The following is a 22,164-nucleotide window of genomic DNA, read 5'->3' as shown; positions in this document are numbered from 1 at the left end:
CCTAATTAAAAGTCTTTGCCAACAAATTTGATTTTCCATTGATCATTATTGCTTCTATGTGCATCCTTATAAGTTAAGTACAAGTCAAAGGAATGTAAATCACGATGCCATGTATAATATACAGAGTCTATCTGACCACTCATCATATTTGTTTTAACACTTACAGACACATCATCTAAGCGAGTCAATTTATAGTTACCGCCATAGATGAGCTCTTTAGGAAGCTCTGTAGTATCAAATCGATATGGAGAGTTATTATAAGAAATATTACGTTGATTATAGCTAACCCATACATTAGCACGATTTCCCACTTTAGAGCGGAATCTAGCGCCCCAGTAAGGCATGCTACGAATCGTGCCATCGTAACCATAGTAGTCGCGTTGGTAACCGCCCAAGAAGCGTAAATCAGCATTTTTACCAAGCTTAATTGGATCATGAGATATTTCTGTATAGTATTCCTTATGGGAACCTTTTACAGAACCTTCTTTCCAATAACCGGCATTAACGCCACCGCGTACAGTTACTGGTGATTTACCCACATGATACGTATGAGTATCTAAACGGGCCTCACCAATCTTTTCAACCCATACCGTTTCATCATTATATTCATTAGATTCTTTACTGTACCCAATTGACGCAGTAGCCCAAGGCAAGTAATGTCTATAACCAACTTTTGGTTTAAAGCCTGATTTTGAATACCAGCGATAATCGATATAAGCTTCACCATGCTTACCAATTGGATAATCAGTACTACCATGCAAGCCAAGTCCATCATCACTACTATATGTAGGCTTTGGAACTAATGAGAATATACTGAATTTTCCTTCTTTATCATGGCGCAAGGACGCTGTATAAGAAGGTAAAGATAAAACCTTAAAGTTTTTAATGTAGAAAGACGGTTTTTTAATAATGACTTTATCGCCAGGATACACCTTGATATCTTGACCTTCTACACGATAATCTGGTGTATGTTTAAAGGCCATCGCATGTTTTGTGGTAACCATGCCTTTATCCATATGACCAGTTTCACCATCAAATGTAGCATTTTGCCCCTTCACATAGTAAGGATCATTCCAACCAAACGCTTGGTCAGCTGTAAAATGACGGTCACTAGTCCGATATGTCATATTTTGACCTGTAATATCCTTTGTTTTACCGCCATTTTCCAAAAAGCGATACCCACCAACAGTACGGTATTCTGTAGTTTTTGTATTACCTTCTATACGTGGTGCCATCAAGGTTTGATTACCTTGAGTCACTACTACATCACCTTGTGCATATACATCACCAGTGGACCCAGTATAGGACATTTTATCTGCATCAATACGAGTCGGCAATTGTTCTGTAGGTTGATCAGACTTTGCCTTTTCACCACGACGCACAACACGGATATTACTATTTTCAGGTGTAGATGCTTTAGAGATTTCTCCAAGATAGGATTGATCAACGCTATCCAATTGATCTTGATATACCGTGGTTGACTCCGTAGCGGCCCATACTGGTTGTGCTAAACAAAAAACACAAGCCGCTGCCAGCCATTGTACTTTACGTTTCCTCATGGTTACTAGAACTCCTCTTGCTTTAAGAATTTGTTAATTATTGATTACGCTTTACAACTACGATAGGTTGAGAAACATTTTCTACCGGTTCTTCTTGTTCTTCTACTGCTGCTGGTTCCTCTGTTGTTGTTTCATTTTCATCAACAGCTGCTTCATTAGTATCTACAGTCTCTTCAGATTCATCGGCCGTATTAGGTACAGTTACTGCTTCAGCCAATTCATCATCACTGTGAGCCAAACCATCACCACCAATTACAAGACCTTGAATTGTAACAGAATCTTGAGGTTGTACATAAATAGTTGCACCAGCAGGGTATTCAATATTTTTACCCTTAACAAAGGCACCACCTACTAAGCCTACTGGTCCAAGTAAAACAGCACCAGCTACGGATGCACCAGCTGCTTTAACTTCACTGCGAGTTTTATCCTTAGCTTCTTTACCTTGTACTGCAGTAAATTCAGTACCATCAATAGCAGGGATTGTGTCAAATGTGATGTCTAATACACCATTACGACCAAAGGAACGAGCCTTTTTCAAGGATGTAATTGTACCAGATCCTACTGTACCTGCAGGTACCAATAACACATTGCCATCCATTACATTTTCAGCTACTGTGAAAGCAACAGTGTCGCCTTCATGGCTAGTTTTAGAAGAAACAGCGTCATTCAAGGTAACTTTGAAGACTTGGTTACCAGCTAATGTACCAACTTGGTTAGTAAGCGTTACATTGCTACCATATACTTTTGTTTTCAAAGAAATGATACGTTTTTGTAAAGAGCCACTACCAATACGACCATTAACGCTACGTTCCATCTTTTCTACGCGATCTACAAGAGAACCTGCATTAATGCTATTTTGATATGTATATTCAAGTGCGTCCATTTCTTCGCGCAAAGAAATGTTTGTGCCACTACCTTCTACGGAGTTATAGAGGGAATCAACACGTTTGCTCAATGTAGCAGAATTGCCATTGAAACCAGTACCATACACGGTTTCATCAAGTTGATTAATGCGGTCCACTACAGCACCATCTTGTACTGCGCCATATACAGTAGTTTCCAAAACATTTGTTTTCTCTGTAACTGTGCCAGGAGCAGCAAATGCAGTGCCTGAAATCAAGGATGCCATTAAAAGTGTAAGTACTTGCTTCTTCATAAATTCCTCCACAACGTATCTAATGTATAACTGTTATACAACAGAATAAGCACGGGCCTAAGACCGTGCTTATTCCCTGAGTCTACTATTTTATATGCTCAGTGGCCATTAAATTTTCAAATCGATAATCGCAGATACACCTACGCCTTGAACACGAGATGCACCAACTGGGTTTGTGCTATCAACAGGTACTAAACCTTTAACACGAACCATGCCGTTAAAGCTACCTTCTACTTGGGCAACGGCTTTAACTTGTTCAATGCTAGATGCAGGACCAGTAACTTGAGCAGCACCGATATAACCTTTTGTACCGATACTGATGATAGGTACAACTTTAGTTGTATATTCTGTGCTTAAGTTATTTTGTTTCAATAATTTATTCAAGAAAGAGTCAATTTGTGGACCGAATTTATTAATAACAATACCGATACCACCAATTTTAGCTGCACCGCCAAGAATACTGCTAAGGCCACCAGCTTGAGTAGTCAAGATACCGCCAAATGCAGTTGTAGTTAAACAAATCCCTAGAACAGCTGTAATAATCTTCTTTTTCATAATAAGCCTCCTATAGATACTTATATTTTAACAAATTCTATACATAGATTCTAGTGAAAGTATAAGAACTTACACATAAAGATACTAGCATTGTATAAAAGTCCGATGAACAATCAATGAATTTTACACAACTTAATTTAATGCTACCATCATAAAGAATTAGTGTCAATATCAAGTCTAACTCATACTCTATAGGCACAAAATAGTTCTTACCTTTACATATCTTTAAGACTTAAAGAAACTCAATTATATAATTAGCAGATACGAGGAACTTGATCTTCACCTAACAAGTCGATTAAGCGAACACCACCAATAGCAGTTTGCAAACCAACCTTACCAATATTCTTATCTAATGTTTTGCCAATTAGTACCGCTTCTTTACCTTCTTCAAAGCTGTGAAGAATAGATAGAACTTCATCTGTAACGGATGGATCTACCACGAGTACAACCTTTCCTTCATTTGCTAAATATAACGGATCATACCCTAAAATATCACAAACAGATTGTACTTCGGCGTGAATTGGTATAGCCGCTTCTTCTACCTTAATCCCCACTTGGCTTTGATCTGCAATTTCTTTTAACACAGTACCTAAACCACCTCGTGTAGGATCTCGCAATAGAGCTACTTGAGGACCTACTTTATCAAGTACAGCATGAACCATGTTATTTAAAGGAGCACAGTCAGTTTTTAATGCATCAGATAAATCCAATCCAAATCGTTGTCCCATAACGGCAATAGAATGATCTCCTATGGCACCAGACAAGACAATATCCATACCAGGCTTCACACGATGTGGACCAATATCAATCCCCTCTGGGATCATGCCAATCCCCGCTGTATTTATGTAGATTTTATCTACCTCGCCCTTTTTAACAACCTTAGTGTCCCCTGTAACAATTTGTACATTTGCAGCTTTAGCCATATCTGACATAGTATGAAGTATTTCATCTAACTCATCAAAGGCCAAGCCTTCTTCTAAAATAAGGCCACAACTTAAATATTGTGGGACAGCACCATTCATAGCTAAATCATTCACAGTACCACATACAGCTAATTTACCAATATTTCCGCCCGGGAAAAACGTTGGTTGTACTACATAGGAATCTGTAGAGAACGCCATACGCCCTGCTGTAACAGGAAATTGAGCACCATCATGTAAAGGAGCCAATAAATCATTTGTAAAATATTTCAAAATAAAACGCTCGGTCAATTCATGACTAAATCGACCGCCATTCCCATGGACTAAGCGAACTCGTTCCATATTAATCCTCCCACGTCGATCCACCACTGGAATAACCGTATTTATACCATGCTGCACAACTACCTTCTACAGATACCATGCAAGCACCAACAGGGTGGTCTGCAGTACAACTTTTACCAAATAATGGACATTCACTCGGCTTAATAAGCCCTTGCAATACACGACCACATTGGCATCCCTTTGGATCAAGAGAAGGCTTTTCAAGCTGGATAGGTAATGCACGTTCCACATCATAGGCTGCATATGCATCCTTTAATCTTAAGCCAGAGTTTGGAATGACACCGATACCGCGCCACGCATCATCACATACATCATATACTTCTTTGATCATCGCTTGCGCGACCGGATTGCCCTGCTGCATAACTACAGAATGATAGGTATTACCCACAACAAAATTACCGGTTTTACGTTGCTCTAAAATATTTGCTATAGCAGATAAAATTTCAAGTCCATCAAAGCCAGCAATACAAGACGGTATGTGATATTCTTCAGGTAAGAATTGATATGGTTCTTCACCAATAATAACGCTTACATGACCTGGCAAAATAAATCCGTCGATATGCCCTTCTTGTTTATCCAGTAAAGCTCGTAATGCAGGGGGCACTAATTTATGAGATACAAGGAAGAAAACGTTTTTCAGGCCTGCTGCGTGAACTGCTTTTACTGTTGCACAAATTACGGCAATAGTCGTTTCAAATCCTATAGCCAGAAATACTATTTTCTTATCTGGATATTTTTTACTAAGTTCTACCACCTCTAAAGGGGTATAAATGACATGAATATGGGCGCCCTTTGTTTGAGCCTCACTAAGACTGCTATAGCTACCAGGAACCTTTAACATATCCCCAAAGGTAGCAATAATAACATCATCCCGTTCAGCATAGGCTAACGCCTTATCCATATACGTTTGATCTGTTACACATACAGGACATCCTGGTCCACTTACAAGTTCAATGCCACTTGGCAATAATTGTCGAAGACCTTCACGGAAAATCGATACAGTATGTGTACCACATACCTCCATAAGCCTTACGGTTTCCCCAGGCTCATGAAGAGCATTGATGCGTTTTAACAACGCATCAGCACTGTTCTGCTTTTCCTGCAAAGTAAGCTTCTTCAAGTTCTTCTAGCTCCCTAAAGGCCTCTAATGTCTTTTGTGCCTCTTCTTCATCAACAATTTGTACAGCAAAACCCGCATGGACTAACAACCAGTCCCCTACCTTTGCTTCTGGTACGAGGAGTAAGCTGCAGTCACGGGTGGCACCTGTTAATTCAACAGTGCCAATAACATCATTCACAGCTACTAACTGTGCTGGTACAGCTAAGCACATACTATCTCCTTATATATTTCATTAATAACAAATTCTATGTGTTTACTTTTATGTAAGCAAACTCACCATATATAAATATTTCTAATATCATTGTATCACAATTATAGTAATTATTAAGTGATACTAGCTACAAGAATATATTACTATTTCTGATTACCAATCCATAGTTGACCAAATGCTAATCCACCATCATTGGAAGGAACCGCTTCATTCATATACAAATTGCCTACATGCCAAGCACGATATATTAACTCTACTAATTTGCGATTTTGAAATACACCGCCAGAAATAGCCGCATCATTAACATTATATCGCTCCATTAAATCCGCTGCGGTTTCACATATTGCGATAGCAACGGTTTTATGGAAGGATGTAGCAAGATAAGCTCTAGATTCGCCATTAACTACACCATCCATAATGGATTGAACGGTAGGTGTAAAATCAAGAGTTCGCCCATCATAGTTATAATCAAGCAATATTCCTTTTTCATCACCACATAGAGCCTCTAACGCTATAGCAATTTGTGCATCATAGGTGTGGACCATACCAAGCCCCAAAAGAGAGCCTACCGCATCAAACAAACGCCCACAACTCGTTGCTTGAACCATAGGCATCGTAGATTGTAATGCTTTATCTAATATGTCCCAACCTTTAGGCAATTCTTTCATCCAATCTTGGTAGATAGGTGGAATATCCTTACCATAGTAATTTCGGATATACCATAAGGCTTGGCGCCATGGCTCAGAGACAGCTTTCTCTCCCCCCGGTAATGGCGCTTCATGGATATGAGCTAAGCGTTGATATTGGTCTCCCTTGCAAAGGAGAAATTCACCACCCCATACCGTTCCATCTGGTCCATATCCAGTACCATCCATGGCAATCCCCAGCACTGGACCTTCAAGATTGTGCTCTGCCATGACTGATGCAATATGAGCGTGATGATGTTGAACGGACATAAGAGGAATCTGTAAGCTTTTACCAATGCGCTCTCCTAAGTGGGACGAGAAAAATTGAGGATGACTGTCTACAATAATTTTCTCTGGTTGTATAGAAAACAATTCCTCATATCGGTCAATAGTCCACTCCAAAGTTGCATGAGTAGATGCATTTTGTAGATCACCAATATGTGGACCTACAAGGACTTCTGAGCCTTTATTCATAGCAAATGCATTTTTCAGATCACTACCCATAGCTAGTATCGGAGTTTGCCCTGAAAGTTCACAATGAATGGGTTCTGGTACATAACCACGACTACGACGAATCAATCGAGGTTTATTATGGATGACCGTCACAACAGAGTCATCGAGAGGTGCATAAATTTGACGATTGTGCACCAAGAAATAATCGGCAACCGATTCTAACTCTTCAAAGGCTTGATCATCATCATATAAAACTGGATCACCACTTCGATTACCGCTTGTCATGACCCATGCCGCATCTGATGGTAATAGTACCTCATGCATCGGTGTATATGGTAACATTACGCCAAGCATATGATTATCCGGAGCTACATGGGGACTCAAACGCACTAAACTATCGGTATTTCTTTTTAATAATACAATAGGACGTTCCATTCCCGTCAAAACATCAAGTTCTTCATCACTAAGATGGACAAGCTCAATTGCCGTATCTAGGGACCCTACCATAATTGCTAAGGGTTTATGTGGTCGATTCTTACGCTTACGCAAGCGTTGGACCGCCGCATCATTTCGAGCATCACAAACTAGGTGGTAGCCACCTATCCCTTTTATAGCAATAATACTACCTTCATTGATTAATTCACGGGTAGTATTCCATATATTTACAGTATCTACAACCGTACGATTAGGTTTATATAAAGTATAATAAGGACCACATTGAACACAAGCATTTGGTTCAGCACGATAACGGCGCCCCTCTATATCTTCGTATTCAGCCTTACAAGCTTCACACATGGGAAACTCGTCCATCGTCGTTCGTTCACGATCATAGGGAAGAGATTTAATAATCGTATATCGTGGGCCACAATTTGTACAATTAATAAAAGGATATTCTTTTCTACGCTTGTCCTGTTGTAGTTCTTTAAGACAATCAGCACATGGCGCTGTATCGGCACTAATAAAGGTGCTAACTGCTTCCCCTAAAGGAGATGGCTCCACAGAAAACTCAACTTCATTATTTTTTATAGTTAGATGTTCTACTGTTTGACTTGTAATACGGCACAGTCTAGGTCGGTCATCTTGAATAGCATCTAAAAATAGCTGTAAATCACCAACACAACCTTGTACCTCAACGTAAACACCTTGGCTATCATTATAAACAAAACCAGTTAACCCTAGAGAATGCGCCCACATAGAAACAAGGGGCCGGAATCCGACCCCTTGAACTATACCGGTATAACGAATTCCCCAGCGTTCTATAGTTTGATTACTATTTTGTTTCATATAAGCTCCTACTATAGACGGAGAATTAAGGCTATTAACCTAATGCCACAGGAATACTGCCATCAATGCCAGCTTGTTCTAACTCAGCTTGAATCATGATAGCGCATTCAATACGTTTCTTTTGTAAACGGCAACCAAATTCATAAGGTGTTTCTAAATCGCCACCTAATGTAATATTGTTAGCATGACAGCCACCAGAACAGAAGAATTTCGCCCAACATTCAGCACAAGTCGGTTTAGAGAACACATGTGTATTACGGAAATCTTTAGGAATTTCTGTATTTTTCAAACCATCATATACATTGCCAAGCACGTATCCATCTTTACCTACGAATTGGTGACATGGATAAATATCGCCATTAGGTACAACAGCCATATATTCATGACCTGCCCCACAACCGCGAAGGCGTTTAGCCATACATGGACCACGATACAAATCCATACGGAAGTGGAAGAAGTTAAACTTCTCACCCCAACCTTCTAATTGACGTTGTAGGTAAATATCTGCTAATTTTTCATATTCTTTTTCTAATACTGGCCAATCCTCTTCGCGTAGTACATAATCCCCTTCTTCACCTACTACAGGCTCCATGGATAAATGTTCAAAGCCAAGATCAGACATAGCCATAACATCTTTTGTAAAATCTAAATTCTTATGTGTATACGTACCGCGTACGTAGTATTCAAGACCATGACGTTGTTTTACGGCATTGATAAGATTTTTAGCAATATATTTATAAGACTCAGCACCACTACCCGCTACAGGGCGCATTGCATTATGTACGGATTCACGACCATCTAAAGATAATACAAGACTCATTTTATGTTCGTTTACATAATCGATTTTATCTTGTGTTAACAACATGCCATTTGTAGTCAATGTAAGCTTAAAGATCTTATTGTGCTTTTTTTGAATGGATTCGATATATTCAACGGTTTGTTTTACAACATCCCAGTTCAATAAAGGTTCCCCACCAAAGAAATCAATTTCACAATGTTGACGAGGGCCACTCATTTTAATGAGGAAATCTACAGCACGCTTCGCCACATCAAAACTCATTAACTCGCGTTTTACACCGCCGTAATCACCTTGGCTGGCAAAACAGTATTTACATGCCAAATTACAATCATGAGCAATATTTAAGCATAGTGCCTTAACAATAGGTTTTTCACCTACTACAAGTTTAAACTCAGTACTCATTGGAGCAAACAATTGCTCTGCCTTAATGAGCTCATCTAACTCATCCATAATCTCATCGAGTTCTACTGCATCTTCCTTAGCATCTAAAGCAGCATGTACTGCATCGCGATTAGTGCCATCATATATGTCAAGAACTCTATCAATGAGTTCGTCGATAACGTGAATGATACCGCTATTTACATCTAAGCAGTAATAGTTATCCTTCATCCGAAACTTATGGATCATTGGTTTTAATTCTAACATGGTACCTCCAAATAATATGTATGGTAAAAGCTCTACTATATAGAACTTTCTAGATAATTGTACCACATTTCCGCGTTAAACGTTATGAAAAGAGTCATAAAGATATACCATACAAGGTATGTATTAAAAACATAAATAAAAAAGGCCCGCTAAGCGAGCCTCTTTATTATTTTTGTTTGCAAACTTGGTTACCAACTGTGCAGCTTGTTTTGCAAGCGGATTGGCAAGATGTTTGACATTCCCCACAACCGCCAGTTTTAGCAGTTTTTTGTAAGGATTCAGTGTTGATAGTACGAATACGTTTAGCCATGGTTATCCTCCTCAATACTTATCGAATGATATTTATTTTATCATATTTATGAAAAGCCTGTAAAATACTATTTAGTTATGTTTTCTTCTACAGGTTTTGTTTCATTTACTTCTACAGTTGCAGATTTATTTGTATTTGCTGCACCTGTTGTTGCTGTAGTAGTTGTAACATCCTCAGATTTTGATTTCTTTGGCGTATCCTTACGTAATACCTTTCTCAATGCCATTGCAACTGGTGTTACGATAACAGCAGCAAACACTGCTTCTGGAATACCATGTGTAACAGATAAGAATACAATAGACCCTAATACTTGATCTGGACTAAGATTCATTTTAACAGCAAACATATCTGCGTAAAGCAAGAAAATAAGCCCCATAACCATAATTGTATGGAATACGGTACCCATGAAAGCAGATACGATGATGCGTGGACCTTGCGGTGCTTTCCATAATAGTAAATATACTAAATATGCTAATACTGGGAACAATATACGTGGTAGCACAGAAATAATTGGATTAATAAATAGAGGGGATAAAATATTAGGTGCTGTAATATTTTGCCACAAGCTATAGCAACCAAAGATGAAGCCTACAAAAGCACCCACTTTAGGACCCTCTACGATAGCACCAATAAGTGTCGGTACATGCAAGGTAGTTACATTAAGCGGGCCTAACGGAATAATACCATAGCCAGAAACACCTAATGCAATAGTAATCCCCGCTAATAGACCAATAATTGTTAATTCTCGAATCGTAATGCCACTCTTCTTCTGCTTTTTGGTCTCTTTACGTTTAACTTGCTTCAGTTTTTCATTGTCTTGGATTGATACAGTTGAGTTATCATCCACTGGACGTTCAATGTTGTTCATAGATCCTCCTTCGCTCTCATTCCTTACGGATATAAGTCGAAACTAGAAATTAAATACGTTCACGGCGTCGTGAAATTATACCACGTTCTACCAATGCGCCTATAATCACTGCTACACCTGTCATGCCAGCTTCTAATAAAGTGGGAGTAACAAACACTAGCGGATTACCTTGATACGTTGGGAAAACGGTGGGAACTAGAGATACAATAAATTCTGGAATATAACCACCGTATAAAATATGGGCATTCATAGCAAGCCATAAAGCAGCGGTTAAAACAATGCGAAATAATCGTATGCCTCTATATGCTATATCTCTTGGATATAAATAAAATACAAATACCAATAAAGATATAAGCAACAACACAAATTCTGCAAACAGTATATTTACATTCATTGATGATGCATACATGAAGTATACCATCGGATCCTGTAAATCAATATACAGAAGCGAACCAATATATAAAAATGGGATTGGTATAGTATACCCGATTATATCAAGGGCTTCATCTACCATGCCCCATCGATGATTTCGATTGAAAAACTTATTTACTAACAGACCACAAAGTTCAATGAGTACTTGAACGATAAAATACACCACGAAAAGAAGCAATGCTGTTACAATTCCATTCTCTGTTGTAAAGCTAAATGGCGTATGAAGAAATGAAAATACTGTCCACCAAGCCCAACTATATGCATGATAGCCCATACTCAATAGTAGGTCGTCGTTAAATTTAGCATTCTTAAGTCTACGCACCATGAGTGGTATTACAAGAGACAATACAGGGAATACTAATATAGATAACGCTAATGCTCCACTCAAGGAAAGAACTGTTGTTACAGCACTTACAAATAAAGCGCAAACAATAGTAAATAACCAGAAACTCTTATTCATTACGGCCTCCCACTAAGCGAGTAAGACCATACGCTAAGATCAAGCTAATAGTGACACCAATATACATAGCTACTAAGAAAGCTACATCTCGGCCTGCTGTAGGCCAGCCCCATAACATCGATAAATCTACACCGAGAAAAATACCTTTATAGCTAATGCCGTGGATTATAATCCAACTTACAACATAGGCAATACGGCTTATGGATTTACCATCTCCAAAGGTACTACTTTTAAATGATAAATATGCCCAAGGCATAATTAGGGATAAAAGCAAATACCATACAAGTGCTACCGTCGCACTCGATCCATTATGAATCATATACGCAATAATAGGAATTACTACGATAAACAGATTCAAGTACATGGATCTTTTACAAATATCCATTAATGTGTTCATAAAGATCTCCTATGATATGTAATCTCTTTGTATTTTACAATAATCATAGATAAATGTCATCAAAAAAGAAAAACCTCCATATAGGTAAATGAATACCTTATATGGAGGTTTCTAATTAAGCTACTACAGAGTCAGCTGTTACATCAATTGTAGGAACAGCATCCTTTGGTTCTTCTTTTTTCAACAATGGAGTCATGCTTTCTAAGCCGATACCCAATGTGAATAGATTATGCAACCAAGCTGTTTGACTTGGCGGCATAATACCGAGTACGCCACCACCAACAAGAGCACCATTGAAACCAACGATACCATTGTAATTAGCTTTGATACGTTTCATCAATGCCATAGAAATACGGCGTAAATCTACAAGAGCTTGTAGATGATCGGAAGAAATAGTAACATTTGCAATTTTTTGAGCGATTGGCGCGCCTTCATTCATAGCGATACCAACATGTGCTTCAGAAATTGCCGGGGAATCGTTAATACCATCCCCTACCATCATAACAGTATAGCCTTCAGCTTTTGCTTGTTTTACATAAGCTGCTTTATCTTCTGGCAATACTTCAGCATGCAATTCATCGATGCCGAGTTCGTCAGCTACACGTTGTGCATTACGTTTAGAGTCGCCAGTCATCATGACAACCTTTTTAATGCCCAATTTATGTAAATCAGCTATAACTTGTTTTGCTTCCTCACGAACAGGGTCTTTAATACAAATAACCGCTGCTAGTGTACCTCCAATAGCGAGGTAAATATGGGAAGATGAATTTGGTAAATTATTGAACTTTTCTTGTTCATCTGCAGGAATTTTTGTCTTTTCATCATCAAAGATGTAGTGAGCACTACCAATGCGTACACGGTAGCGACCGACTTTAGATGCAATACCATGAGCTACAACGTATTCTACATCGGAGTGCATTTCCTTGTGAGGCAAGTCATGATCCTTAGCAGCGCGTACAATTGCTTTTGCCATGGAATGAGGGAAATGTTCCTCAATACATGCAGCTAATTTCAACATTTCATCTGCATCATGACCGTTGAACGGGATGATTTGTTCAAACTCAGGTTCTGCTTTTGTAAGAGTACCTGTTTTATCGAATACAATCATATCTGCTTGTGCAATTTGTTCTAAGAACTTACCACCTTTAACAGTGATACCGCGTTTAGATGCTTCTTGCATAGCGGAAAGTACTGCTAATGGAATGGATAATTTAAGAGCACAAGAGAAGTCAACCATTACGAAAGACAATGCTTTCATTACATTACGAGTCAACAAGTATGTTAAACCAGCACCAATAAAGCTTATTGGAACTAATTTATCAGCCATGCGGTATGCTTGTTGTTCCATACCGGATTTCATTTGTTCAGACTCTTCAATGAGGTTAACGATTTTTTCGTAACGAGATGTTTTGGATGTGCTACGTACTTCTACAATAGCTTTACCGTCTTCAACAACAGTACCTGCATATACAGAACTGTCTTGATCGCGACGAACCGCTTCTGGTTCACCAGTCATGGAGCTTTCATTAACAAGAACAACACCATCGATAACGACGCCATCCAATGGAATCACTTCGCCTTGGCGAATAATGATTTTATCACCTGCCACAACTTCGTTAACTGGCTTGCTCACTTCAATGTCATCAACTAAAACCCATACTTTATCTACGTTCAAGGACATGCTTTGAGCGAGATTTAATACGGATTTACGGTGAGTCCATTCTTCTAAGATATCACCAATACCTAATAGGTACATAACAGCGCCAGCTGTAGGGTAATCCTTTTGAAGTAATGCAGCACCAATAGCTACACCATCAAGTACTTCTACAGTTAACTTACGTTGCCACAATGTTTTAATGGCTTTGCCGATAAATTTAATACCATCAAACCATGCCCATGCAGCTGCAATTGGTGCAGGCAACACTGCTTTTTTACCTAAATAAACTGCAGTGCGATTGATCATCATTTCACGGTATTTTTTATTTACCAAGCGTGGAGAATATTCGTTCAAAGCAGGTGCTTCGGACAAGTCTAAATCGCGTAGACCTAGCACTGCTTCACGCACAGCGTCAATATCACCAGTATGTTTAATGGCAACTTGACTGCTGCGAGTGTAGAAGGTTACATCTACAATTGCATCGTTAAGGAGTAATGTATCCTCTACATAAGCTGCTTCAGCTTCTGTAAAATGATGACCTGTAACCTTAACGTGCAAGCGATTTCTGAGTTTTTTTACTACAGAAAATTGTAACATATGTGCAATCCTCTAATTATTTGTTTTCTTCAAAGATTTCTTCGTTGCGTGCTTCGTTGATTTCTTGAGCTTCTGCCAATACGTCAGATGCGGATGCTTGTACTTTTTCAGCTGTTTCTAATACAGTTTCTTTAGCGCGAAGGCCAGCTGCTACGATACCAGCATATACTTTTTTAGCGTCTTTAGAAGTTAAAACTTTAAGACCTACAGTACCCAATGCAAGACCTGCTGCGAATAAGTTAGCGTTTTTAAGATTTTTTTGATCGATGTTGAACATGATAATATCCCTTTCTACTAATAAATATATAAAAAATTTACTTACTATATTTGAAAAGTGGAGCCTATTATAGAGACTCCTCATTCAAATTCAGAATTCGTATTAGCTTACTTAGCAGTACGTTTAATGCCTAGTGCTTTATTGGAACCATCACAGCTGCAGTTACCACCGCAACCAGAAGATTTTTTAGAGCCAGACTTGGAGCCACCGCCACCACAGCCGCAGCCACCTTTACCAGACATTTGTTTGTAAAATTTATTACCGATATAAGCTAATGCTAATACAACTATGAGTCCTATAACAAGATTATCCATTATTATGCCTCTTTCTCAATATCTACTAAATTATAATATGTGTATTAGTGATAAACAAGATAAAAGCAATATCTAAAGGATATTTCCCTTTTCTCATTATCATTTAACCACGAATATTGATAATTATCAAGTATTATTTTTAAATTACTTATAACAAAATCGCAATTTTTAAATTCATTTTTGTTTAAAGAATCTAAAAGTGGCTAAACTCTCCTATTTAGCGATTTTAGATTAGAAACCTAATGCGCGACCTATGTTATAGAAGATGAAACATGCAATCCAAGCAAATGTGTTTTCATAGAAGAACATGAAAGCAACCCATTTCCAGGAACCTGTTTCACGTTTGATAACAGCTAATGTTGCCAAACAAGGTGGGTAAATTAAGATAAACAACATCATTGTCAAACCAATTAATGGTGTAAAGTGAGAGTCGTTTTGTAGGTACTCAGTCAACGGTGCTGGATTTTGATCATCACCACCAACAGCATAGACAGTACCTAACGTTGAGATAACAACCTCTTTAGCCGCCAAACCAGCTACTAATGATAGGCCCATTTTCCAATCAAAGCCCAATGGTTCTAGCACTGGGTTGATAGCTTTACCAAAGGATGCTGCATAGGATTGTTCAATTTTTTCAGCAGCTTGTTCTTTATCAAGTTTGTCATTTTCAGCATCTAAGTTAGCACTGTTTTTATACATTGCCCATGCTGCTGGGAACAAGTCTTTATTTTCATCTTTAATATCATTGAATAATTCAGGTGCTTCAGAATCATCCTCTACTGCTACTTCAGGTTCATCTTCTCCTGCTTGCTTAGCAGCATCAGTAGCATCTTGTACAGTAGATTTCATATCTTCAACAATTTTATCAACTGCATCTTTTTGGTCATCTGTAGCAATACCGAATTGAGATAATGTAGCTGCATCTTTTACTTCATACTCTTGAGCAACTTGTTCTTTCATTGCATCATAGTCTTTAGAGTATTCTACATCCATTGGGTACGCAGTAAGGAACCAAATCAAGATAGATGCGGCCATGATGAATGTACCAGCTTTAATGATGTACAATTTAGCACGTTCGTACATGTGCATCCAAGTAGCTTTCAATGTAGGTAAATGATATGGAGGTAGTTCCATTACAAATGGTTCAGCTTCACCTGCAAATAAGAACTTACGGAAGATCTTTGCAAAGATAATACCGAAAATAATGCCCAAGAAATATACAGAAAATACAACAAATGTACTATCCCAACCATTTGGGAAAAATGCATTTGCAAATAAGATATATACCGGTAAACGAGCAGAACAGCTCATGAATGGTGTAATCAAGATTGTAACCATTCGATCCTTATAGTTATCAAGGATACGAGCGCCCATTACAGATGGTACGGAACAACCGAAACCTAAAAGCAACGGAATAAAGGATTTACCATGCAAACCACAAGCGCGCATTACACGGTCAATAACGAAGGCTGCACGAGCCATGTAACCAGTATCTTCCAAGAAAGAAATGCCAAGGAAGAGTAATAAAATTAATGGTAAGAATGAAAGTACCGCACCTACGCCGGCAATAATACCATCAGATACGAGTGACTGTAATTGGCCCTCTGGAATAGTCTGAACCGCATAAGCTTGTAATGCAGCGAAACCATCCTCGATCCAACCTTGAGGAATACCACCAACGAAGTTAACGAACGCAAACAATAAGTACATAACAACCATGAAGATTGGTAAGCCCCAAATTCGATGCGTTAAGATTTTGTCATAACGGTCAGAGCGTGTTTCCAATTGAGTTGGCGCTTGTGTTAAACATGTATTATATACTTCTACTGCAAAGCGGTGACGATATTCTTGGAAGACAATATCAAGATCAACTTGATCCTTAATTTCTTCACGAATAGCTTCAGCCTTTTGAATAACAGCTTCCGTATTATCAAAGCGCATAACTTTGCCAATAACGTCAGCATCTTTTTCTAACAACTTAACAGCAATCCAACGAAGTGGATATGTAACAGTGCCCGCTTGTTTTAGCAATTCTACAAGCTCACTAATTTTACCTTCTAACAAATCACCATAGTTAATTGTTACACCAGGAGCTTTTTGAGAAGCAGCTACACTAATTGTTGCTTCTAACAAGTCTTTTGTACCAATGTTTGTACGACCTACTGTGCTAACAATTGTAGCCCCTGTCATTTCTGCCATTTTTTTTAGGTCGTATTTGATGCCCATTTCTTCAGCAACGTCAGCCATGTTTAGAGCAATAACCATTGGCTTTTCAAGTTCCAATAATTGTGCAGCTAAATATAAGTTACGTTCCAAGTTAGATGCATCAAGAACATTAACGATTACATCTGGGTTATCATTTACGATAACATTACGCGCTACTAACTCATCCAAGGAACGTGCAGTTAAGCTATATGTACCTGGTAAGTCAATAAACAATAACTCATGGCCATCAAAGTTCGTATGGCCTTCCTTTTTTTCTACTGTAACGCCGGCATAGTTACCAACGTGTTGCTTCGCCCCTGTGATATTGTTAAACATTGTAGTTTTACCACAGTTAGGGTTACCTGCTAAGGCAATGCGAATTTGCCCATTTTCTGCCATGTGAACCTCCTATTGAACCTCTACATCAATCATGCCAGCTTCGCTTGTACGAAGTGCTAATTCAAAGTTTTTTACCTTGATTTCCACTGGATCACCCAAAGGGGCAAACTTCATAACATGGATTTTTGTACCATTTACAAGACCCATGTCAATTAGACGATGCTTAACATTGCCACTGCCATGTAGTGCAACAATAAGACCAGACTCACCTGGTTTCATGTCTTTTAACTTTTTGATAGCCATACGACACCTCCTAATTATTGTACCTAACAACCTCATATTAAACACACCAAATAATAATGCGTATTAATATCTTAAATTATTATATCAAAGAAATCATTAATTTCAACAATTATTATCATTTTTATGGTAATTTTCTATCTCATATATATATTTTTTTCTCATATTAAATATGAGAATTATTTTATCATTAATCAAAATAAACCCTGTAGGGTATAGCTTTTTATGAACCAATATAAATCATAATTGCTTCACCAAATAAGAAGCACTACTAAGATTATCATTATTAATAATTTAATCATTCTCAATTAAATATTAAATTTTTATTTAAACATGAATACTTTAATGTTTTTTATTCTCATAAATATACATGCATTTCGTTATTTTTCAATATATTATCATTTAAATAGACCAACATACACATTCTTTATGGCAACCTAATTTCCCATCTAATAATAATCGCTATAAATAACAATTCATTTTATTTGCCCCTACTATATGCATAAGGTATAATTAATATAATATGTATTATAGAAAGGACGATCCATGAAATCTTTTAAATCTTTAGGCGTTTGTGATGAACTCATTCAAGCCCTTCAAAAACAAGGTATCAAGGAGCCCACTCCAATTCAAGAACAAGCCATTCCTATAGTTTTCAAAGGGAATGATATCATAGCAAAAGCTCAAACAGGTACAGGCAAAACATTAGCCTTCTTATTACCTATTCTTCAACGGGTTCACACAGATGTGCATCAAGAACAAGTACTTATCATTGCACCTACGCGAGAACTAGTAAAACAAATTTCTGACGAAGCAAAAGAAATAGGTACCATTTTAAATGTGGACATCCTCCCTCTTATCGGTGGCAAAACGATTGAAGCACAGCTACAACAATTAGGACGTCGCCCTCAAGTTATCTTAGGTACGCCTGGCCGTCTATTAGATCATGCTAAGCGTGGTTCACTTCACCTAGATTGTATTCGTCGTGTCGTACTCGATGAAGCCGATCAAATGCTCCACATGGGGTTCTTACCGGATATTGAAAATCTCATCAGCCAAACAGATGCTAATAGACAACTTTTACTATTCTCTGCAACAATCCCAGATAAGATTAGAAACCTTGCAAAAGCGTATATGTCTAAACCGGCTTCTGTAACAGCTGAGGGTAAACATGTAACACTTGAATCTATCGATCAACGCGTATACATGATGAACCCAGAAGAAAAAACGCAACGTCTCATCAAAATGATCGAAGAAGACAACCCATTCTTAGCAATTGTGTTCTGTAATAAGCGTGAAGGTGCTGTTCGCTTATCCTATGAGTTAACTGCAGCAGGCCTAAATATTGCTGAAATGCATGGCGATTTGACACAAGGTCGACGCACTCAAATATTACGTGATTTCGCAAAAGCTAAAACACAAATCTTAGTAGCTACAGATATTGCGGCTCGCGGCATTGACATCGAAGGCATTACACATGTTTATAACTACGACGTACCACGCGACGTAGATTACTATATCCACCGTATTGGCCGTACTGGTCGTGCAGGCAACTCTGGTGTAGCTGTTACATTTGCTACACCGCAAGATGAATCTTGGTTACGTCGTATTGAGCGCGCCATCCAAGCAACGCTTACTAAATACACTAAAGATGGACAAATTAAGACTAAAGGTAATGCAAGTGCGGCACCTAAACGTGCAAAAGTATCTGGCAAACCTAAGATTACAAGTTCCTATCAATCTACAAAGGCTAAAGCTCATAAAGCTCGTGGCCACAAAGGTGCTAATACACGCCAACGCCGCACTTCTACGTCTCAAACTGGACGTCGTGGTAAACGCAAATAAAATTAAAGACGCGTACAGAACATCTGTACGCGTCTTTTTATGTTCTTAACTAATATACATCTTATTATTTATTAGCATAAATGCTTGGCACTCCATTCACATCGGAGCATTGTGTCTTGCATTGAGATCGATTACTGCAAACCCAGTTAATACGTCCTCTCGCCTCTTGCTTAACAAAATACCCTTCTTTACATCGTGGACATTTATATTGTTTATCTTCGTCAGCTACAATGATATTACTTTCACCCTTTGAAACATCACCCTCAACCGGTTGTGTATGTTTACAAGCAGGATAATTAGTACAGCCTAAAAAAGCACCAAATTTACCATTACGCTGTTGCATTCTGCCCTTATTACACTTAGGACAGACCGGCAAAGAAGATAGATCTACATCAGAATTATCCATCGGACGTTTCCGGTTTTGATTCGTTATAGTGCGAACTACATTGGGCATCATTTGACCAGAATTTACCTGTTTATCAAAGCCAAGCTTATCAATCAACAACTGTAAAAACTTAACTTGATCAGACAAGAAGGAATCTAAGGTATCCTCCCCTTCGCTCATGAGGGCCAAACGTTCTTCCCATACAGCCGTTTCATCAGGATATAACAATTCATCAGGCAAAGCATCTACTAAAAGGTAGCCCGTTTCCGTAGGTGATAGAACTTGCTTCTTACCAGATGTTTTCATAAAGCCACGACTGATAAGTTCGTCAATAATATTGGCACGAGTCGCCTCTGTACCTATACCAGATACAGCCTTTAATTGCTTTTTCAAGTCTTCATTTTTTACAAACTTGTGAATTTCCTTCATCGCTTGTAACAACGTAGACGGTGTAAAGCGAGAAGGCGGCTTAGTTTGCTTCGCCTCTACAGAGGAATCCGTGTAAAGCACAGAATCATTTTTCTTAACCGCAGGCAAATGATCTGTTTCTTCAATAGCCTCTTTTTTAGAGTCTGTTTCTGCACCACGTTCATCAGTTAAATCAGGTTCATCATTATCTGTCACAGATTTAGACTTTTGTCGTTTATAAAGTAATTTCCATCCTTCGTCTATAACTACACGGCCATTGGCAACAAACTCTTCTTTGCATTGCTCCACGACGATTTTAGTTTGCTCATAAATATGTTCGCCATAAAACTGAGCAATATAGGCCTGACTAATGAGGAAGTAAATATTGCGTTCCTCACGGGACAAACTATTTATATTACAAGCTACGGTCGTAGGAATTATAGCATGATGGGCTGTAATCTTCTTTTCATTCCAAGCGCGGCTCTTAATGGAGCGGTCTGCATCAGTAGCCCACTGTGCTAGTCTTTCATCTCCTGCATTCTGTAAATTATTGAGAATTGCATTGCGGTCACCATATTGATTTGGTGGTAAATATTCACAATCAGAACGAGGGTATGTAGTCAATTTCTTTTCATATAGTTTCTGTGCTGTATCAAGTACAGTTTGCGGATCATAGGAAAAAGCTTTACCAGCTAATACCTGCAAAGATGATAGAGACAATGGTAAACGCTGTACATCTTTCTTTTTAGATTTTGTAACAGCTTTAATAACTCCATCTGACCCCGCCTGTAAGCGCTCTACTAATTCATCGGCTATGGCTTTATTAATAAGACGTCCATCTGGGTCAAGCCCCTTTTGTTCGTCTGTAGGCTGCCACGTAGCCCAGAACACACCATTTGGATGGTTATATAAAACCTTTAGTGTGAAATAATCGACCGGTTTAAATGCGGCTAGTTCTCGTTCTCTACGAACTACTAATGCTAACGTTGGAGTCTTAACACGACCTATAGGTAATGTTACCTTATTACCTTTATATCGTTCAGATAAGGTATATGCCCGAGATAGGTTCATTCCAATAAGCCAGTCTGCACGCGCTCTAGCCAATGCAGATTGATATAAATTGTGAAAGTCTTTATTATTACGCAAATCATTAAGAGCTGCACGAACAGATTTTTCGTCCAATGCATTTAACAAAATACGCTGTACAGGTTTTGTATTTCCTACATAATATAAAACCTCATCAACTAACAATTGCCCTTCCCTATCCGGGTCACCGGCGTTAACGATAATATCAGCTTTACCGATAAGGTCTTTCACCGTTTCAAACTGTTGACGACTACTATCCGTAACCAGTAATTTCCACTCATCCGGCACAATAGGTAAATCTTGAGGGCGCCAGCGAACATATTTATCATCGTAATCACCAGGTTCTGCTTGATGTAATACGTGACCTACAACCCATGTCACCACATCATCACCTTGGACAAAGTAGCCATTCCGTTTTTGGATATTCTTATTTTCCAGCAAGCATTTACTAATTTCGCGAGCCATGGATGGCTTTTCCGCAATAAATAACCGCATGGTCCCCTCCTTAACATAAAATAACGGCTATTCCCCTAAGCCGCTCTTTGAAATCTCAT

The 22,164-nt window shown here is 38.5% G+C and carries 19 protein-coding genes; 1 reads left to right on the top strand and 18 read right to left on the bottom strand.

Annotated features, from left to right (window positions below; translation table 11 throughout):
* Positions 1 to 5: 5 nt before the first annotated feature.
* The 17 genes from ACSV5T_RS06330 to ACSV5T_RS06250 form a co-directional block, all read right to left on the bottom strand.
* Positions 6 to 1,559: an LptA/OstA family protein gene (locus ACSV5T_RS06330; RefSeq protein WP_005387063.1), complete on the bottom strand. Its 1,554-nt coding sequence runs from the start codon at positions 1,557 to 1,559 to the stop codon at positions 6 to 8.
* Positions 1,560 to 1,596: 37 nt separating this feature from the next.
* Complete coding sequence (locus ACSV5T_RS06325) at positions 1,597 to 2,715, bottom strand: hypothetical protein (protein ID WP_039969271.1); 1,119 nt, start codon at positions 2,713 to 2,715, stop codon at positions 1,597 to 1,599.
* 108 nt (positions 2,716 to 2,823) lie between these two features.
* Positions 2,824 to 3,270, bottom strand: coding sequence for a hypothetical protein (locus ACSV5T_RS06320; protein WP_005387067.1), 447 nt, complete (start codon positions 3,268 to 3,270; stop codon positions 2,824 to 2,826).
* Positions 3,271 to 3,524: 254 nt separating this feature from the next.
* A complete protein-coding gene (hypE, locus tag ACSV5T_RS06315; protein WP_438320542.1) occupies positions 3,525 to 4,532 on the bottom strand; it encodes a hydrogenase expression/formation protein HypE in 1,008 nt (335 codons plus the stop codon).
* Between the two features lies 1 nt (position 4,533).
* On the bottom strand, positions 4,534 to 5,652 hold the full coding sequence (gene hypD / locus ACSV5T_RS06310) for a hydrogenase formation protein HypD (protein ID WP_438320541.1): 1,119 nt from the start codon (positions 5,650 to 5,652) through the stop codon (positions 4,534 to 4,536).
* A complete protein-coding gene (locus ACSV5T_RS06305) occupies positions 5,612 to 5,863 on the bottom strand; it encodes a HypC/HybG/HupF family hydrogenase formation chaperone (protein ID WP_295783481.1) in 252 nt (83 codons plus the stop codon). The genes hypD and ACSV5T_RS06305 overlap by 41 nt, the downstream gene beginning before the upstream one ends.
* A gap of 143 nt (positions 5,864 to 6,006) precedes the next feature.
* Positions 6,007 to 8,286, bottom strand: coding sequence for a carbamoyltransferase HypF (hypF, locus tag ACSV5T_RS06300; protein ID WP_438320540.1), 2,280 nt, complete (start codon positions 8,284 to 8,286; stop codon positions 6,007 to 6,009).
* 34 nt (positions 8,287 to 8,320) lie between these two features.
* The gene (gene scfB / locus ACSV5T_RS06295) at positions 8,321 to 9,730 is read right to left on the bottom strand and encodes a thioether cross-link-forming SCIFF peptide maturase (RefSeq protein ID WP_438320539.1); all 1,410 of its coding nucleotides are present in this window, start codon (positions 9,728 to 9,730) and stop codon (positions 8,321 to 8,323) included.
* A gap of 166 nt (positions 9,731 to 9,896) precedes the next feature.
* On the bottom strand, positions 9,897 to 10,040 hold the full coding sequence (gene scfA / locus ACSV5T_RS06290) for a six-cysteine ranthipeptide SCIFF (protein ID WP_004693318.1): 144 nt from the start codon (positions 10,038 to 10,040) through the stop codon (positions 9,897 to 9,899).
* Between the two features lie 67 nt (positions 10,041 to 10,107).
* Positions 10,108 to 10,908 carry an ECF transporter S component gene (locus ACSV5T_RS06285; RefSeq protein WP_438320538.1) on the bottom strand — a complete coding sequence of 267 codons (801 nt, stop codon included), beginning with the start codon at positions 10,906 to 10,908 and terminating at the stop codon, positions 10,108 to 10,110.
* Between the two features lie 49 nt (positions 10,909 to 10,957).
* Positions 10,958 to 11,800: a hypothetical protein gene (locus tag ACSV5T_RS06280; protein ID WP_438320537.1), complete on the bottom strand. Its 843-nt coding sequence runs from the start codon at positions 11,798 to 11,800 to the stop codon at positions 10,958 to 10,960.
* A complete protein-coding gene (locus ACSV5T_RS06275; protein WP_438320536.1) occupies positions 11,793 to 12,197 on the bottom strand; it encodes a hypothetical protein in 405 nt (134 codons plus the stop codon). Before ACSV5T_RS06275 ends, ACSV5T_RS06280 begins: the two co-directional genes overlap by 8 nt.
* Positions 12,198 to 12,312: 115 nt before the next feature.
* On the bottom strand, positions 12,313 to 14,451 hold the full coding sequence (locus ACSV5T_RS06270) for a heavy metal translocating P-type ATPase (protein ID WP_438320535.1): 2,139 nt from the start codon (positions 14,449 to 14,451) through the stop codon (positions 12,313 to 12,315).
* Positions 14,452 to 14,467: 16 nt separating this feature from the next.
* Positions 14,468 to 14,728 (bottom strand): DUF6110 family protein, encoded by a 261-nt coding sequence (locus ACSV5T_RS06265; protein WP_004697111.1) that lies wholly within the window; start codon positions 14,726 to 14,728, stop codon positions 14,468 to 14,470.
* A gap of 107 nt (positions 14,729 to 14,835) precedes the next feature.
* A complete protein-coding gene (locus tag ACSV5T_RS06260) occupies positions 14,836 to 15,042 on the bottom strand; it encodes a FeoB-associated Cys-rich membrane protein (RefSeq protein ID WP_257846679.1) in 207 nt (68 codons plus the stop codon).
* 231 nt (positions 15,043 to 15,273) lie between these two features.
* Complete coding sequence (gene feoB / locus ACSV5T_RS06255) at positions 15,274 to 17,646, bottom strand: ferrous iron transport protein B (protein ID WP_438320534.1); 2,373 nt, start codon at positions 17,644 to 17,646, stop codon at positions 15,274 to 15,276.
* Positions 17,647 to 17,655: 9 nt separating this feature from the next.
* On the bottom strand, positions 17,656 to 17,889 hold the full coding sequence (locus tag ACSV5T_RS06250; protein WP_004697076.1) for a FeoA family protein: 234 nt from the start codon (positions 17,887 to 17,889) through the stop codon (positions 17,656 to 17,658).
* Positions 17,890 to 18,432: 543 nt separating this feature from the next.
* On the opposite strand from ACSV5T_RS06250, the gene ACSV5T_RS06245 reads away from it, so the two are divergent.
* Positions 18,433 to 19,731: a DEAD/DEAH box helicase gene (locus ACSV5T_RS06245; RefSeq protein ID WP_438320532.1), complete on the top strand. Its 1,299-nt coding sequence runs from the start codon at positions 18,433 to 18,435 to the stop codon at positions 19,729 to 19,731.
* Between the two features lie 64 nt (positions 19,732 to 19,795).
* On the opposite strand, the gene ACSV5T_RS06240 is transcribed toward ACSV5T_RS06245, so the two are convergent.
* The gene (locus ACSV5T_RS06240; protein WP_438320531.1) at positions 19,796 to 22,105 is read right to left on the bottom strand and encodes a DNA topoisomerase 3; all 2,310 of its coding nucleotides are present in this window, start codon (positions 22,103 to 22,105) and stop codon (positions 19,796 to 19,798) included.
* Positions 22,106 to 22,164: the final 59 nt, after the last annotated feature.

The organism is Veillonella sp. ZSJB6, from assembly GCF_051549505.1.
In the GTDB taxonomy this organism is placed as follows: Bacteria; Bacillota; Negativicutes; order Veillonellales; family Veillonellaceae; genus Veillonella.
Note: the sequence above shows the minus strand (reverse complement) of the source record. Positions and strands in the feature narration are given on the sequence as shown.